Origin of the sequence: Gordonia effusa NBRC 100432 (genome assembly GCF_000241305.1) — a bacterium.
GTDB lineage: Bacteria > Actinomycetota > Actinomycetes > Mycobacteriales > Mycobacteriaceae > Gordonia > Gordonia effusa.
The window spans coordinates 23,893-37,921 of sequence record NZ_BAEH01000015.1 but is presented as its reverse complement, the minus strand read 5'-3'; the positions used below and the strand labels follow the sequence as shown (position 1 = coordinate 37,921).

Annotated in this window: 18 protein-coding genes and 1 riboswitch; of the genes, 7 read left to right on the top strand and 11 right to left on the bottom strand. The window is 63.0% G+C overall.

The annotated features are described in order from the left end of the window. Positions 1-9: 9 nt before the first annotated feature. Positions 10-360, top strand: coding sequence for a metallopeptidase family protein (locus GOEFS_RS01940; protein ID WP_007316186.1), 351 nt, complete (start codon positions 10-12; stop codon positions 358-360). Between the two features lie 34 nt (positions 361-394). Then, a complete protein-coding gene (locus tag GOEFS_RS01935; protein ID WP_040524280.1) occupies positions 395-1,435 on the top strand; it encodes a DNA polymerase III subunit beta family protein in 1,041 nt (346 codons plus the stop codon). Here the strand turns inward: GOEFS_RS01935 and GOEFS_RS01930 are convergent, their stop codons facing one another. Further along, positions 1,436-2,101 (bottom strand): histidine phosphatase family protein, encoded by a 666-nt coding sequence (locus GOEFS_RS01930; RefSeq protein ID WP_007316184.1) that lies wholly within the window; start codon positions 2,099-2,101, stop codon positions 1,436-1,438. After that, positions 2,101-3,060: a prephenate dehydratase gene (pheA, locus tag GOEFS_RS01925; RefSeq protein WP_040524293.1), complete on the bottom strand. Its 960-nt coding sequence runs from the start codon at positions 3,058-3,060 to the stop codon at positions 2,101-2,103. The genes GOEFS_RS01930 and pheA overlap by 1 nt, the downstream gene beginning before the upstream one ends. Positions 3,061-3,114: 54 nt before the next feature. Beyond that, positions 3,115-3,196: riboswitch (Fluoride riboswitch) on the top strand. Positions 3,197-3,226: 30 nt separating this feature from the next. Here pheA and crcB (GOEFS_RS01920) point away from each other — a divergent pair. From crcB (GOEFS_RS01920) to GOEFS_RS01910, 3 genes are all read left to right on the top strand, one after another. Continuing rightward, positions 3,227-3,661, top strand: coding sequence for a fluoride efflux transporter CrcB (gene crcB, locus GOEFS_RS01920; RefSeq protein WP_007316182.1), 435 nt, complete (start codon positions 3,227-3,229; stop codon positions 3,659-3,661). After that, the gene (gene crcB / locus GOEFS_RS01915; protein ID WP_007316181.1) at positions 3,658-4,023 is read left to right on the top strand and encodes a fluoride efflux transporter CrcB; all 366 of its coding nucleotides are present in this window, start codon (positions 3,658-3,660) and stop codon (positions 4,021-4,023) included. The genes crcB (GOEFS_RS01920) and crcB (GOEFS_RS01915) overlap by 4 nt, the downstream gene beginning before the upstream one ends. A gap of 78 nt (positions 4,024-4,101) precedes the next feature. Further along, a complete protein-coding gene (locus GOEFS_RS01910) occupies positions 4,102-4,857 on the top strand; it encodes a DUF2470 domain-containing protein (RefSeq protein WP_007316180.1) in 756 nt (251 codons plus the stop codon). A gap of 72 nt (positions 4,858-4,929) precedes the next feature. Here the strand turns inward: GOEFS_RS01910 and GOEFS_RS01905 are convergent, their stop codons facing one another. Then, on the bottom strand, positions 4,930-5,373 hold the full coding sequence (locus GOEFS_RS01905; RefSeq protein ID WP_007316179.1) for a hypothetical protein: 444 nt from the start codon (positions 5,371-5,373) through the stop codon (positions 4,930-4,932). Positions 5,374-5,567: 194 nt separating this feature from the next. Here GOEFS_RS01905 and GOEFS_RS01900 point away from each other — a divergent pair, with 194 nt between their 5' ends. Beyond that, on the top strand, positions 5,568-6,371 hold the full coding sequence (locus tag GOEFS_RS01900; protein ID WP_040524290.1) for a CPBP family intramembrane glutamic endopeptidase: 804 nt from the start codon (positions 5,568-5,570) through the stop codon (positions 6,369-6,371). 10 nt (positions 6,372-6,381) lie between these two features. Here the strand turns inward: GOEFS_RS01900 and GOEFS_RS22265 are convergent, their stop codons facing one another. Next, positions 6,382-7,032 (bottom strand): DUF4873 domain-containing protein, encoded by a 651-nt coding sequence (locus tag GOEFS_RS22265; RefSeq protein ID WP_050949734.1) that lies wholly within the window; start codon positions 7,030-7,032, stop codon positions 6,382-6,384. Next, positions 7,029-7,934, bottom strand: a complete 906-nt coding sequence (locus GOEFS_RS01890; RefSeq protein ID WP_007316176.1) for an AurF N-oxygenase family protein — start codon at positions 7,932-7,934, stop codon at positions 7,029-7,031. Before GOEFS_RS01890 ends, GOEFS_RS22265 begins: the two co-directional genes overlap by 4 nt. 152 nt (positions 7,935-8,086) lie before the next feature. Here GOEFS_RS01890 and GOEFS_RS01885 point away from each other — a divergent pair, with 152 nt between their 5' ends. Continuing rightward, on the top strand, positions 8,087-9,397 hold the full coding sequence (locus GOEFS_RS01885; protein WP_083837208.1) for an LCP family protein: 1,311 nt from the start codon (positions 8,087-8,089) through the stop codon (positions 9,395-9,397). 9 nt (positions 9,398-9,406) lie between these two features. Here the strand turns inward: GOEFS_RS01885 and GOEFS_RS01880 are convergent, their stop codons facing one another. The 6 genes from GOEFS_RS01880 to GOEFS_RS01855 all read right to left on the bottom strand — a co-directional run bounded on the left by GOEFS_RS01880 (position 9,407) and on the right by GOEFS_RS01855 (position 13,806). Then, positions 9,407-9,952, bottom strand: a complete 546-nt coding sequence (locus GOEFS_RS01880) for a ferritin (protein WP_007316173.1) — start codon at positions 9,950-9,952, stop codon at positions 9,407-9,409. Between the two features lie 86 nt (positions 9,953-10,038). After that, a complete protein-coding gene (locus GOEFS_RS01875; RefSeq protein WP_007316172.1) occupies positions 10,039-10,602 on the bottom strand; it encodes a type 1 glutamine amidotransferase domain-containing protein in 564 nt (187 codons plus the stop codon). A 79-nt stretch (positions 10,603-10,681) separates the two neighbouring features. After that, on the bottom strand, positions 10,682-11,620 hold the full coding sequence (locus GOEFS_RS01870) for a DUF5926 family protein (RefSeq protein ID WP_007316171.1): 939 nt from the start codon (positions 11,618-11,620) through the stop codon (positions 10,682-10,684). Between the two features lie 43 nt (positions 11,621-11,663). Beyond that, on the bottom strand, positions 11,664-12,452 hold the full coding sequence (locus GOEFS_RS01865) for a glycerophosphodiester phosphodiesterase family protein (protein ID WP_007316170.1): 789 nt from the start codon (positions 12,450-12,452) through the stop codon (positions 11,664-11,666). Next, a complete protein-coding gene (locus GOEFS_RS22260; protein ID WP_007316169.1) occupies positions 12,449-13,246 on the bottom strand; it encodes a DUF4328 domain-containing protein in 798 nt (265 codons plus the stop codon). The genes GOEFS_RS01865 and GOEFS_RS22260 overlap by 4 nt, the downstream gene beginning before the upstream one ends. Before the next feature lie 215 nt (positions 13,247-13,461). After that, entirely contained in the window at positions 13,462-13,806 is a 345-nt protein-coding gene (locus GOEFS_RS01855; protein WP_007316168.1) for a rhodanese-like domain-containing protein, read from the bottom strand. Positions 13,807-14,029: the final 223 nt, after the last annotated feature.

Here is a 14,029-nt window from a genome sequence, read left to right as displayed (position 1 = left end):
CGAGATATCGTGCCAGTCAAGATGTCCGACAAGGACTTTGAGTACCTTGTCGGTGAAGCGCTCGACGACATTCCGTCCGAGTTGACCGATCAGATGTCGAACGTCGTGATACTCGTGGAGCCACGCCACGAGGATGACCCGCATATTCTCGGGCTCTATCACGGCATCGCGCTGACCGAGCGCACGAGCGAATACGGCGGATTCCTCCCGGACACCATCACCATCTACCGCGAACCGATACTCGCCATCTGCACCACAGCTGAACAGGTCAAGCATGAGGTTAAGGTGACCGTCGTGCATGAAGTGGCACACCACTTCGGCATCAGCGACGCATGGCTGCACGCCAACGGGTGGGGTTGACCTTCAACCAACTTCAAGGACCATCGTCGTGCGTATGACACCAGATCACCTCACCATCGGTACCTTCGCACGTCTGACCGGACTGACTCCGAGCGCGCTGCGTTTCTACGACGACTCCGGTCTCCTGACACCGGCCGACGTCGACGAATCCAGCGGATACCGGTATTACTCTCCCGAGCAAGTACCTACCGCCCAACTCATTCGGCAACTCCGTGAGACGGGGATGTCGTTGGGCGATATCCGCGCGATACTCGACGATCCCGACCCCGCCGGGACAACTCGCCGTATTGACGACCACCTGGCCGAGTTGGCGCGGCGGCTGTCGGACGCGACCGCGGCGGCGGCGCAGATCAAGTCGTCGGTGGGCTGCGATGTCGCATCGCAGCGAGTCGCATCAATTTCCGGCCCGCTGTTCGCCGCTGCTTGCGACCAGGTCCTGCCCGCAACTATCGTGAATCCTGAACTGCCCGTGCTGGATTCGGTGTACATGGAGATCGTCGGCGACGAACTGACACTCACCGCCACCGATCGTTTCCGACTCGCCTCGCGGTCACTGGCTTTGCAGCAATCCACCGAACCCGACTGGTCGGCGGTAGCACCGACGTCGTCGATCCGCGCACTGGCCGACTGGGCACGGCGCCAACATCGAATCTCGTTGCGCCGGGGCGAAGCCGAGATCGTCGCACAGGGTGATCTCGAGACTCGACACTTCCCGATTCTCGATATCGCGTTCCCCGACTATCGGCTGATGTTGCGCTCGCTACCAGCGGCAACCACCCGCGTGGTGGTGTCGCGAAAAGCGTTGCTGGACTTGCTCGAACGAAGCGAACGACAGATCAGGGTGGCAATCGACAGCACTGAATTATCGGTCGGCGACGACACCATATCCGCGGCGGTCACCGGTCAGCCGATCACCCTCGGCTTCGACGTCACCGTACTTCACCCGACGATCGCGACCGCCATCGGCGACGATGTGCTGCTCGACATTTCGGCGGAAGATCAACCGGTACAGGTACGTTCGGCCGACGACGGCGGGCTGGTCACCTTGGCGATGCCAGTACGACTAGACGGGTAGTTAGCCCATCGGGTCGGCGTCGTCGGAACCCTCGTTGGCCTCATGGGCAAACGGCGCCACCCGAGTTCCCCATCGTCGACACGCCCAGGTGCCATCGGCATATTCCAGCTCGATCGACTGAGTGTTTTCGAGGTGATTGGCCAACGCGAACTCGGAGTCGATGCCCGCCAGTTTGGCGGCTACCAACCGGATAGCCGCACCGTGGCTCACCACATACACGTCGCGGTCGGCATCGTCGGACAGGTAACGTGCCACCACATCGTCGATCGCGGGCAAATAGCGGTCGTAGACATCTTGCAGGGATTCACCGCCGGGCAGTTCCGCCGTCAAATCGCCGTCATGCCAACGTTTTACGACCTCGCCGAAGACATCGTGCGATGCCCGGTCGAAGTTGTCCTCCAAGTCGCCGACCTGCACCTCGTACACGCCATCGAGCGGCTGCGGCTCGATCCCCCAGACCATCCCGGCGATCTCGGCGGTCTGCTGAGCGCGGCGAGCACGCGAGTTCAGCAGCACCACAGAGTCATCGACTGGTGTGCGCAACGCGAACAACGCCGCCTGGCGCGCTCCAAAATCTGTGAGTCCCGCTCCTGGAAGCCGAGTATCCAAGCGCCGCATCACATTAGACGTCGTCTCACCGTGACGGACCAGGAACAACCGCGACACTACTTCTCTCCTTGTTGTAACGAGTGGTACCACTGCACGCTCTCGGCGTGGTCGGGCGGAAGGGAGCCGAGCTGTCCTCGATCGGCTGGCCAGGAGCCCAGGAACACGACGCTGTCGGCCCGTCGATGCAGAGCGCGCAACGTTTCCCCGACCGCGTCGTCGTCGAGATGCCCTGCGGCGTCGAGGAAAAATCGGTAGTGCGCGGCGGTTGAGCGATCGATGTCTTGCCGCGGTCGCGATTCGATGCGGGTGAGATCGACTCCGCGCGTGGCGAATTCACTCATCGCCGACACCAGGCTGCCCGGCTCGTTCCGCAAACTGAGGATTACCGCGGTCCGGTCGGCGCCCGACGGCGGGTCAGGTGGCGCGGGACGGCCGACGAGGAGGAATCGCGTCGCGGCGTCGTCCGCATCGGCGACGCCGTCGGCGAGTACAACCAGATCGAGAGCGTCGGCTGCCGGACGAGTGGTAACCGCGGCGTTGGCGAGGCCGTTGGAAACATCTTGTGCCGCAGCGGCATTGGAGGAGGCAACCACGAAGTCGGCGTTGGGGAACAACCGTGCGACCGATTCACGAACCTGCGCCGAGGCGACCGGATACGCGGCGACGGTCCGCACCGCCGCTGGCTCGAGGGGCGTAGCAGCGGCGATGGTGAAGGCGATGTCGAGGATTACTTCGGCGAATACCTGGACGCGGCCGCCATCGGCGGGCGGTACGAGTGCGTCCATCGTCGCCGGAACCGACCCTTCCAGCGAACTCTCGATCGGCACGCACCCGAAATCCGCTTCGCCCGACCGCACGAGGGCAATAGCGGCGGCCGGATTGGCAGCGGGCACGCGCTCGATGTCGGCGTCGGGTACGTCGATGAGTGCGGCGGGGCGACGGCTAGCCAGAATCGCGTCGAGCGCCATTTCGGTGAAGGTGTGAGCGGGACCGAAGTAGGCGATGACAGGCACGATCTTCAGGGTAGCCGGTCGGCCAGACACACCGTCCCGGCTTAACGAGTCCGCTATGCTGTTTTCGGCGATGGATCTCGCCTGGTCCGATTCTTCGGCCCGAACCGCCGGCTCTCCGGCTGATAGTTCCTCCTCGTATCGGCATATGCCCATCGGAAGGGACAGTTCTATGGCCATCGACTCCCCTCGCCCGCTGCACCAGCAGCCAAGCGCGCTAGTCGCCGTTTTCGTCGGCGGCGTCGTCGGGACGTCGGCGCGCTACGTGTTGGAGCGCACGTTCCCCGCCTCGACCGGCCAGTGGCCGTGGGCAACTTTCGGCATCAACCTGAGCGGCGCCGCGCTACTCGGCATGATCTCCGCCCTGCTCGTCGCACAGTCGTCGGAATCGGTCCGACGCCGCCAGTTGCGATTATTCGCCGGCACCGGCTGCTGTGGCGCGTTCACCACCTACAGCACCTTTGCCCTCGAGCAGACCAACCTATGGCGCGCGGATGCACCCGGCACCGCCATCGCTTACGCGGTCGTCTCGGTAGGCGGCGGCGTGCTGATGGCGTTGGCGGGCTTCGGCGTTGGCGATTGGCTCAGCGGAAAGCGCACCCGATGATCGCGCTGACCGCAATACTGTGCGGCGCACTCGGGGCGGTCGCGCGATTCGTCGTCGATGGCATCGTTCGCGCACGTGTGACTGTGACATTTCCGGTCGCGACGTTGCTGATCAACGTAACCGGCTCAGCACTACTCGGTGTCGTCGCCGGGCTCGTGATGTTTCACGCGGCTCCGAGCGCGGTCATGACGATCGTCGGGACTGGATTCTGCGGCGGATACACCACGTTCAGCACGGCCAGTCTGGAGGCGATGGTCCTGATGCGCGAGCGTCGGCGCTGGCGGTCACTCGCTTACGCGGCCGTATCGGTGATGGCATCGGTCGTGGCCTGTGCGTTGGGGATGTATTTCGCCTCCCGCTGATCGTGAATGTTGACGAACAGCGGTTTCGTGTTTAGGTTAGGGTTACCTTGCTAGCCCGAGTTGTTGATTGAGGAGCCTATGACTCACGTCGCGCATTCCCAGCCGTCCGATGCTGAGGCGATCCAAACCGCGTGCCGTCGGGTCAGCAGCGCCACCCTCGCGGTCGGTGCTTCCGATCCGATCACCGTCAACGTCGTGCACCTCTTCGAGTCCCAGGCATTCGTCCTCGTTCCCACCGACTGTGAAGCCGTGGTTATCGCCGACGACGACCCCAACGGGATCGCGGCACTCCTGGAGATTACCGACCACGCACCCATCGACCTGCGTGAACAGGTCCGGGCGCTGGTGTGGCTCAGCGGCACCCTCTACCCGGTCCCCGACGAACTCCAGCGCGACCTCGCGATCGAAATCGCCACCGACCATCCCGACGACGGCCTCCTCGATATCGGCCACGGCTACTCGCTGCTGCGGCTACAGGTCGATAGCGCGGTTATTGCCAATAGCAGCGGCGCCGCGTCGGTCTCGGCCGACATCCTCGCCTGCGCCGACCCAGACCCGTTCTGGGAGTACGAGACTGGCTGGATCACTCACCTCGACAGCGACCACGGCGACCTGGTCGGGCAACTCGCCCGCAAGCTCCCCGCCGAATTGCGCACCGGGCGCGTCCGTCCACTCGGGCTTGACCGCTTCGGCCTGCGCTTTCGCATCGAAGGCCCCGAAGGTGACTCCGATGTCCGGATGCCCTTTCCGCAGCCGGTAGAGACGGTGTGGGAGCTCTCGACGGCACTGCGCTCACTTGCCGGCTGCCCGTTCATCAACAGCTTCACGCAGTAGTGTTCTAGGTGCCTGCGCGCCAGGCAGCGGCTCGGCCCGCGAGTCCGGGCCGAACGTATGCATTTGGTGGATTTAGAAGACGCGGAATACGCCTGCCCCGGGAACGATGGTCGCGCCGCTGACTGCCGAGATGTAGGCGGCGATTTGTCCGGAACCGGTGGCTATATTTACCGATGTCCCAGGACGTGCACCTGCGGGGATGGTCGCGGTGCCAGTGCGGCCAGTGGAGGTGTTGAGCCAGACGATGTGCCCGCCCTGGGTGTAGTGCATGCAGAGCCGCCGGTTGAGCGTATTGCATGATGTGGCGACGCTGACTCGTGCGACGCCCGGTCGGGCGGTGGTGGCTCTGAACGTTTGGTTGCTGACTGGCCAGGGGGCGCCGGTGAGCACAGTTTGCTCCACTTGGAATGACGTGACCGGTGCCGCCACAGCCGGTGTGGGTGCGGCACTGAGCAACGCAGCGACCCCCACTGAAGCGAGGCCGCCCACCGTGAGAGCGCGAATGTTCCTAGGCATGAGTTACTCCTCGGCGTTGGGTTTGTATGGATCCTAGCGAGAATCTGGCCTTGGCACCGCCACCCCGGGGCGCAAGATTTCACGCAGGTGCAAGAGAGGGATCGAACGCCGAGCTCAGCCGCCGCCACTCCACACGCCGATCGGCGGTCCGAGCGTCCCACCGCAGCGGGTTCGCCACCACGTAAGTTGTGTTGGTGCGCTTTCGCGAGTTGCTAGTCCCGCCCAACCAGACGTCGGTCGATGTCGTGCGGGGCCCTACGCAGCGGCGGGCACTCCTCATCGAACTGACCATCGTCGGGGTTCTAACCTTCGGCTTCTCCGCGATCTACGCGGTCCTGTCACTGATCGAAACGCAGCTCGGGGCGGGGATCTCGGGCAGTTCAGTCGCCCTCAATCCAACCGAGTCCAGCGATGCCGCCATCGACTTCGTACGACAATTGATGAGGGTGATTCGACTCTGCGCAATTGCCGGACTCGGTGTCTACCTGTTGTGGCGCAGCGGTATTCGGCTCGGCCGCGCCGGCCTTTCCCGACGTCCGAGGGCGACCGATATCCCACCGGGCCTCGTCCTGGCCGCCGCTATCGGGCTCCCCGGCCTCGGGCTACTTGCCATCTCACGAGCGTGGGGCGCCAACGTGGGATTGATCGCCAGTCCCACCGACGGCCCGTGGTGGCAGCTACCGGTCCTCATCCTGATCTCTGTCGGCAACGCGTTGGCCGAAGAAATCATCGTCGTCGCCTACTTCATCACTCGACTGCGGCAACTCGGAGCCAGCGAGAATGCCGCCCTCGCGGCCAGTGCCGTGTTGCGCGGTGGCTATCACCTCTACCAGGGGATCGGCGCAGGTGTGGGAAACCTGTTGATGGGCTTGATCTTTGGCCGATACTTTCAGCGCACCGGCCGCACCTGGCCGCTCGTTATCGCCCACGCGACCATCGACACGGTAGCCTTCGTCGGCTACGCGCTGTTGTCCGAGCATCTCGACTTTCTGCGCTGAGCGCCGCCGATCAGAACGGTGGCGAACCTACGCCGACGAGTCGTACGGTGCCCCACTGGGTGACGTCTGTCAACCGGGCCGACGCGGTACGTCCCGACACAGCGGTGATCTCGACTTCACGCACGCGAGCGTCTCGCCACCGTCGAATATCGTCACCATAAGCCGTTCCCGCCCAATGGAATTGACCGTCGCTCGGATTCAGATATCCCTGCACCCTAATCCGGCCCGCTCCGCGTTCGCCGTCGGCGACAAAGGTTACCTCGTCGTCGAAGACCTCCGATTCCACTGATTCGACTGTGTCCCAGTCGAAGTCGATCGCATCGAAACGCTTAAGCCTTCGACGTCGCTTACGCTCGGTCCCTACGATGGCCCATTCGTTGACCACTGGCTGACGCACCCGTAGGCCACTCGCCCCCAACGCCGTGTACTCGACGATCAGACCAAGCACATAGTCGAGTGTATCCGCCGTGCAATATATCCGGTTGGGCTCGGCCGCCGAGCACACCTGGAGGTAATTCGGCTGCGGTGCAACGCCTTCGACGACCAGGAGTTGTCCCGGCTGCGGATCGCCGATGCCCACCGGGACACCGGCCTTTCGTGCTCGACGACCCAGTTCCGATAACACGTATGTTCGTCCGCCGAGAACAACCGATGGCGTCATGCGGGTAGGAATCCTGCTCGGCGCCAACACCTTCGCGAGAATCGATTCATCAGACCGGCATCGTCGAGAAATTGCGCGAGGGATGCGAATCCGCGAACCTGCGCTTCATGGAATCGCGGATTAGTGCGCGCCGCACGTGTCGCCGCCCGCGCGTCGAGGCCTGCCCGTCGATACATAGCCGGATTGGTAAACACTATTTTGAAAGCCTGGGCAGCCAATCCGTGCGCCGATGCCGCGATCAAGGTCTCCGTACGCGATCGAATAGCCTTGCGCCGCATCACACCGTCCCGCGCGAAGCCGATATGCCGAGCCTCCTCGGTGACGTGCACCTGCATCAACCGTGCTATCAGGGGCTGCAGTTCCGGATCGGTGAGCATCTCCCGTTGCAGCGCGTCGAAAATTTCCTCGCCGACGAGCGCGGCAACCCACAGCACACTGCCGCGGAGCGCATCAGCCAGCCAATACATCACGATGCGCTGCCACCATTGCATAGCGAACGCCCGTGCCCCGCTGCGTTCGATGGCTCGGCCGAACATGATCATGTGGCGACACTCGTCACCCATCTCGGTCAACGCGTAGTGCGTCGTGGCGGCTGCCGGGTCTTGTTTCATAAGACGTTGCAGCAGAGCGCGATTGAGCAGATTCTCGAACCAGATTCCGACCGACAGGATGTTGGCCATCTCCTGCCTGGACAGTTCGATCCGCTGCTCCTGCGTCATCGACTCCCAGATGTCGGTGCCATAGAGCGTGAGCACTTTCGGCGGAAGAAAGTATTTGTCCGGGTCGAGTGGCGCATCCCAATCAAGGTCAACGATCGGGTCGTAGGAGCGATTCGCCGACCCCTTAATCAGTCGCGTAGCGATCGCCGTTCGACCGCTGTCGTCATATGCCAGAGCTGTCATTTCCAACCTCCAAAGGTGGCTGAGCGTGTGACTCCCGACACTAGGCGCGCCCCCGCAATGTGTCAACGATCACTGTAACAGTTAGTGGTGTATCGGTTGATTGGTCGACCGACTCATCGGAAACTCAGGTCCGCCGACGTAAATTGTTGGCTATGACTGACCAGCCGATGCCGCCGAACCGACGGCCCGGGCCGAGCCGGCGCGTGCCTCCACCGCCGCCCCAGCGCCCCGGGCCGGGTGCCCGGCCAGGCGTCTACCAACCTCCACAGGCATGGTCAGCCAGGCCCGATGCCCCGCGGCAGGCGCCGCCAGCACGGCCGTCCGGCCCACCACCGCGACCGGCAGGCAACGAGAACCGGTATGCCCCCACTCAGCGGCCCGAACCGATTCCGGTCGAGCCTCAACGACGGAGCCGCGGAACAGATCGAGGAAATGGCCAACAGCCGCCTCCGCCTCCGCGCAAACCGTCGACGTCAGATCGACCGAAGCCGCCCCGACCAAAGCGGAAGCGCCGTCGGCATATCGGCAAGATCGCGCTGTCGCTCGTTGTCCTGCTGCTGGTCGGAAGTGTCGGGCTGCTGTTCTACTACGACGGCAAGTTGCATCGCGTCGCGGCGTTAACCGCCTACGCCGGTCGCGTCGCTGATACACCGGGAACCAACTGGCTCATCGTCGGAACTGATTCGCGAGCCGATCTATCGCAGGCTCAGCGAAACCGCCTTGCTACCGGCGACAGCGATGGATCACGTACGGACACAATCATGTTGGTGCATAAGCCGCCGAGCGGAACCACGATGATCATCAGCATTCCGCGTGATCTGTACGTGCCGATCCCCGGACAAGGCTCACATAAGATCAACTCCGCGTTCAACTTTGGCGGACCGCACCTACTGGTGCAGACCGTCGAGACGCTGACCGGCGTGCACATCGATCATTTCGGCGAGATCGGTTTCGGCGGCTTCGACACACTCGTCGACGCAGTCGGCGGCGTCAACATGTGCCTCAATCAGGCACTGAACGATCCCAAAGCCGGACTCCGCCTCAAGGCTGGTTGCCAGGACCTCAACGGTAAGCAGGCTTTGGGACTGGTGCGCACCAGAGCATTCCCCAACGCCGACCTCGAACGGGTCGTGAATCAGCGAAAGTTCTTGAGCGCGTTGATGTCTAAGGCGACCAGCCCCGGCGTCCTACTCAACCCATTCGCGCTGTTCCCGTTCATCAACGGCGCGATCGACTCGTTGACCGTTGACGAGAACGATCATATCTGGCACCTAGCCGGACTGGCTTTCGCCTTGCGCAGCAACCCAATCACCACAACGGTGCCGACCGGCGGCAGCGAGTACACCAGCGATGGTGACTCACTTGCCGTCGGCGACAACACCAAACGCTTCTTCGAGGCGATAGCGTCGGGACGCGCGGTCGACAAGGATCTACTGAGCGAATCCGGCGGCGCGGTCAAATAGCTTCGAGCGCTACAGGTTTCCACCGGCCGCCGCTGGCGCCGACGCATCAGGTTTACCCGCGACATTCAATTCGCGCTGAACAAAGTTCTCCAAGTCGAAGAGGTTGCCCTTGGCGCGCTCGGCGATGGTTTGCAAAGTGGTCATCGTTGCGACTTCCTCGACCTGCTCCTTGAGGAACCACTGCATGAACTGCTCGCCGAGATAGTCGCCCTCGTCGCGGGCGGCCTTCGCGAGATCGATGATCTGCTGAGTGACTGCCTTCTCTTGCTTCAGAGCGAGTTCGATCGGCTCCATATATGCACCAAAGTTGTTGACGGGCAACGCGACCCCTGGAATCTGCACCGCGATATCGCGGTCGAGGAAGTACTGCACGATCATCATCGCGTGATTGCGCTCTTCGACCGCCTGAGCGTAGAAATGCTGGGCGAGTTGAGGCATGTCATGGTTGTCGTAGTACACCGCGATGCCAATGTACTGCTGCGACGACGAGAACTCATTGCTGATCTGATCGAGAAGCAACTGCTGGAATGTAGTTAATTCGGCCATGTCGCTCATGGTAATCCCGACGTCAGCGGCCTAACCGTTCAGCGAAACCTAAGTAAGGTGAGGGATTGCTTTGTCGAATGTCGGACGTAGGGGTGCTAGGCAGTATGTCGTCCCTCGGCGAACTCCTCAACGATCTTGGCGCAAAAATCCGGCAAGTCGTCAGGGCGGCGGCTGGAGACGAGTCCATTGTCGGTGACGACCGCCTCGTCAACCACGGTTCCACCGGCATTGCGGATATCGGTCCGGACACTCGGATAGGACGTAAGTGTCCGTCCCGCAACGACATCCGCTTCGACCAGTGTCCACGGCCCGTGGCAAATCACCCCGACAGGTTTCCCCGCTTCCACTATCTGCTTTACGAAATCGACCGCAGCAACATCCTGACGTAGTTTGTCTGGGTTGGTGGTGCCACCGGGCAGAAGCAAGGCGTCGAATTCGTCTGGTCGGACCTCGGAAACTATCCGGTCGACCTCGAACGTATCGCCCTTCTCGACGTCATGGTTCATCGCCTGAATCTTCCCGGGGCGCAACGAAACCAGCACGGCTCGCGCACCGGCATTTTCCACCGCTGTACGCGGTTCGGTGAGTTCGACCTGTTCGACACCATCCGTCGCGAGGATGGCAACGGTGCGGCCGCGTAGCGGAGTATCTGTGTTCATAACTGCTCCTCTGGGATAGTGATGACTATCCGTTCAGAGTGCCCGGCGTGGCCGATGCCGAAACATCCGCACTTACTACTCAGCGCAGCGTGATCTGCCGGCCGCGAATCCCGTCCCGCGACCGGCGCTCCTCGCCGGTCAATTCGGCGGTATTGGCCAATGCCTCCACGAGGCGCTCGTCGAACTCGTTGACGCCGTCGTACCACTCTTCGTGATGCTTCTCGTTGTCGAGGTCGAACACCGGCACCAGCAGCCCGTGGGTGCGGAAGGACCCGGCGAAACGCGAGCCTTCACCGAGAGTCAGCTGCCCCGCGGCGTGCAGTCGCGCCAGCGCGCTCATCAGTTCGTCTTCGTTTTCGGGCCGAACCCAGCGCAGATGCGCACGGTCGCCGGCGTCGACCCACCATGGTGCGCCGACGCCGCTGCGTGGGGTGAGGCGCGCGGTAGGCATGATGGTCTCGTTCGCCCGTGCGAGCATTTGCGCGATCTCCGGCGGCACAGCCGATTCGCCAGCGAACCACCATGAAAAGTCGTCGTGCACAATGATTTTCAGCGGCTCGTCGGTCTTGAGCACATCGGTGAGCACGCCGTCGGCGTCCGACAGCTCATATTCATCACCAACTTCGGCCTCACCCGCCCATGCGATGGAGTTGGCGAGATTCGTTGCGGCGTCGGCGATATCGAGTTCGCTGGTGGTCTGCATCGCGACCAACCCCTCGACCGTGCGGCCATCGGCATCGGACGCGGCGTCGATGGCCCGAACGATCGCGGGCACGGCGCCGGGAAGGATGGTGGCGAGCGTGACGCGATTCGTCGGGTCCGACGTCAAATCAAGTTCCGCGGTCGCCGAGGCCACGAAGGCCCGCAGCGCGACCAGATCGCATTCGGCGACGAACCCGGCGAACGGCCGCGGGGGCAGTGCGACGGCGGACAACTGACGTGCCTTACGTGCCGCGACGCGCTCGGCGCGGTTACTTCCGGGACGTGGTCCGCTGCCGCGTTTGCTCTTCTTCGCCATCGTTACACCTTCTCATGGGGCAACCGCACGACAGAAGGGCACCTCAGTCGATGGTCACGAGCCAATCGCGGGCGCGCGCCGGATAGTTCGTGGCCAGCCAGCGCACCCCGAGGTCGGCACATAGTTGCATGTCGACATGTTCGTCGACGGTCCAGCAATAGGTCACGCGCCCCGACGCCGCAGCACGATCGACGAGTTCGGGGTGCATACGCAAGGTCTCGACCGACGGTCCAATACCGGTCGCGCCGACTGCGGTGGCCGCACTGCCGCCGAGTACACGCGCGGTATCGCCGAGCAGAATCGTCGGCAACAGCGGAGCATTGCGGCGGATCCGCCACACGCCGGCCGAGGAGAATGAAATCACCACCGCCCGGCTGTGATCGGCCGACGGCGGGCTCGCGACGGCGAACCGTTGTAGTTCCTCCAGCAGCAACGTTTCCACCAAAGATCCGTAGCGCACCGGGTGTTTGGTCTCGATGAATAGCCGTACCGGGCGACGCCAGTCGAGGGTGAGCGTCAGAAGTTCATCCAGGGTGAGCACCTTGGCGGGTTGGCCACTATGCCACGACCCAAAGTCGAGTTCCTGTAGCTGAGCGAGCGTCATCTCGCTCACCGCGCCGGCCCCGTCGGAGGTTCGTTCTACGGTTCGATCGTGAATGCAGACCAACTTGTGGTCGGCGGTAAGCCGCACATCGCATTCAAGTCCGTCGGCCCCCTGCTCCAGCGCCAACTCATACGCGGCCAACGTGTGCTCGGCACGTTCACCGGACGCACCGCGATGGGCGACCACCGCGGGTTTTCCGGACCGGGAAATCCGCTCGCCGACGGTCATCCCGCGATCACCCACCTGGTCTTCGTCGAGGCGACAACGGCCACCGGAGCATCGAACACGCCGGGCAACCGTAGCCGGAACCACCAGGCGAATGCCGCCGAGGCCGCGGCACTGACGATCACGAAGAACAACCCGTCGGCCTGATTCTGAATGGAGTCGGCAAAGAGCTGATAGCTAATCGCCACGGCCGCAAGGATATTCACGATTACCCAAGCCACCAGTATGCGCGCCATCCGACGTCGACGTCGGGCGAAAGTCGTCGCGTCGACACCGATATCGGCGACTTCGAACAGCAGCCACGCCGGACCGACGAGATTGACGATCGGCACGACGACTAAGGGCCAAATCAGCCACTGCGGCCGCGGGTCGACTCGACCGATCTCCTGGTAGACATCGGCGCGTAGACAGATGAGCCATTGCGCCGTGGCGACCGCCGCGAACGCGACCACCAGCACGGCGCATATTCCGGCGAAGTCAACGAGCAGAACCGTCATTCGGTCGGCCCAGGACGGAACCAGCGCGGTCCGATTGATCGATACCAGCACGTACCGCACTAGGTGGATGAGGGCGGTGAGTACAAAGACAACCGATGCGAGCGTGAGTGCCTGAGTGAGCATCCGGGTGACCCTGGCCCGCGCGTCCTGGTCGCTCGACTGCCATTCTGGGTCGAGGTTGGGCAGCCCCCAACGCGGGATGTAGGCGTATCGCGGGATGGGGCCGCGCCCCGGTCCGCCCGGTGTCGTCGGCCGCGGACCCGGGCGTGCGTGCGGCGGTCGCTGAGCCGTCCACCGCATATTCGGATTGCGGAAAACCCTGGGTTTAGGACTTGGGCGAGGCGTCTGGCGAGCACGCATCGGAGTCGGCTGGGGTGCAACGCTGGTCTTTGTTCCCGGCGAGACGACCGAAAGCGCACCACTACACCGCGGGCAGGTATCGCGTCCGGGCCGATGTGGCGCCTGAATACGGCAGCGCGGGCAGAAGTCAAGGAGGCCCGCCCCGGGAGATTGGGTCACTCGCCGTCTCGATTCGACCCGGCGTCATTTCCGGTGTCGACGGGTTTACCCGCGCCGAGCCACGCGACCATACCGCCGCGAACACATTTGCCTTCATATCCGACGTGCTCCAGGTATTGCAGGATGCGCATCGATCGACCACTGGACCGGCACACGACGAACAGCTCGGCGTCCAAGTCAAGTTCGTCCAGACGCTCCGGGACATCGTTGAGGGGAATGTGGAGAGCGCCCCGGATGTGGCCCTCGGCCCACTCGTCGTCTTCCCGGACATCGAGAACTACGCGCTCGTCTTTGGTGAAGTCATCGGGTAGGTCGGTCACCGATACTTGCTCAATTGGCATGGCGCTCACCCCACTCCTCGCATCGCTCGTCTGGGCGTTAGTTCCATGGTGGCACAAACTCTCGTCTTGACATTCGCGCGCACCCGGACATGCCGACTATGACGCCCTACATATCGATATCCACATGCGGTTTTGGACGTCTGTGCATTACCGGTCAGTAAGACACTCAACTGAAGGATGAGTTCTCACCCGCTGTGATGGTCGACACATCTCAATCTCGCTA

What these genes read in the sequence shown, in the direction of transcription:
- GOEFS_RS22260 (WP_007316169.1), bottom strand. Translation starts at nt 13,246, where the DNA reads ATGCGGTGGACGGCTCAGCGACCGCCGCACGCACGCCCGGGTCCGCGG.
- crcB (WP_007316182.1), top strand. Translation starts at nt 3,227, where the DNA reads ATGGCCATCGACTCCCCTCGCCCGCTGCACCAGCAGCCAAGCGCGCTA.
- GOEFS_RS01905 (WP_007316179.1), bottom strand. Translation starts at nt 5,373, where the DNA reads ATGCCTAGGAACATTCGCGCTCTCACGGTGGGCGGCCTCGCTTCAGTG.
- GOEFS_RS01875 (WP_007316172.1), bottom strand. Translation starts at nt 10,602, where the DNA reads ATGAACACAGATACTCCGCTACGCGGCCGCACCGTTGCCATCCTCGCG.
- crcB (WP_007316181.1), top strand. Translation starts at nt 3,658, where the DNA reads ATGATCGCGCTGACCGCAATACTGTGCGGCGCACTCGGGGCGGTCGCG.
- GOEFS_RS01870 (WP_007316171.1), bottom strand. Translation starts at nt 11,620, where the DNA reads ATGGCGAAGAAGAGCAAACGCGGCAGCGGACCACGTCCCGGAAGTAAC.
- GOEFS_RS01865 (WP_007316170.1), bottom strand. Translation starts at nt 12,452, where the DNA reads ATGACCGTCGGCGAGCGGATTTCCCGGTCCGGAAAACCCGCGGTGGTC.
- GOEFS_RS01855 (WP_007316168.1), bottom strand. Translation starts at nt 13,806, where the DNA reads ATGCCAATTGAGCAAGTATCGGTGACCGACCTACCCGATGACTTCACC.
- GOEFS_RS22265 (WP_050949734.1), bottom strand. Translation starts at nt 7,032, where the DNA reads ATGACGCCATCGGTTGTTCTCGGCGGACGAACATACGTGTTATCGGAA.
- GOEFS_RS01890 (WP_007316176.1), bottom strand. Translation starts at nt 7,934, where the DNA reads ATGACAGCTCTGGCATATGACGACAGCGGTCGAACGGCGATCGCTACG.
- GOEFS_RS01880 (WP_007316173.1), bottom strand. Translation starts at nt 9,952, where the DNA reads ATGAGCGACATGGCCGAATTAACTACATTCCAGCAGTTGCTTCTCGAT.
- GOEFS_RS01935 (WP_040524280.1), top strand. Translation starts at nt 395, where the DNA reads ATGACACCAGATCACCTCACCATCGGTACCTTCGCACGTCTGACCGGA.
- GOEFS_RS01885 (WP_083837208.1), top strand. Translation starts at nt 8,087, where the DNA reads ATGACTGACCAGCCGATGCCGCCGAACCGACGGCCCGGGCCGAGCCGG.
- GOEFS_RS01910 (WP_007316180.1), top strand. Translation starts at nt 4,102, where the DNA reads ATGACTCACGTCGCGCATTCCCAGCCGTCCGATGCTGAGGCGATCCAA.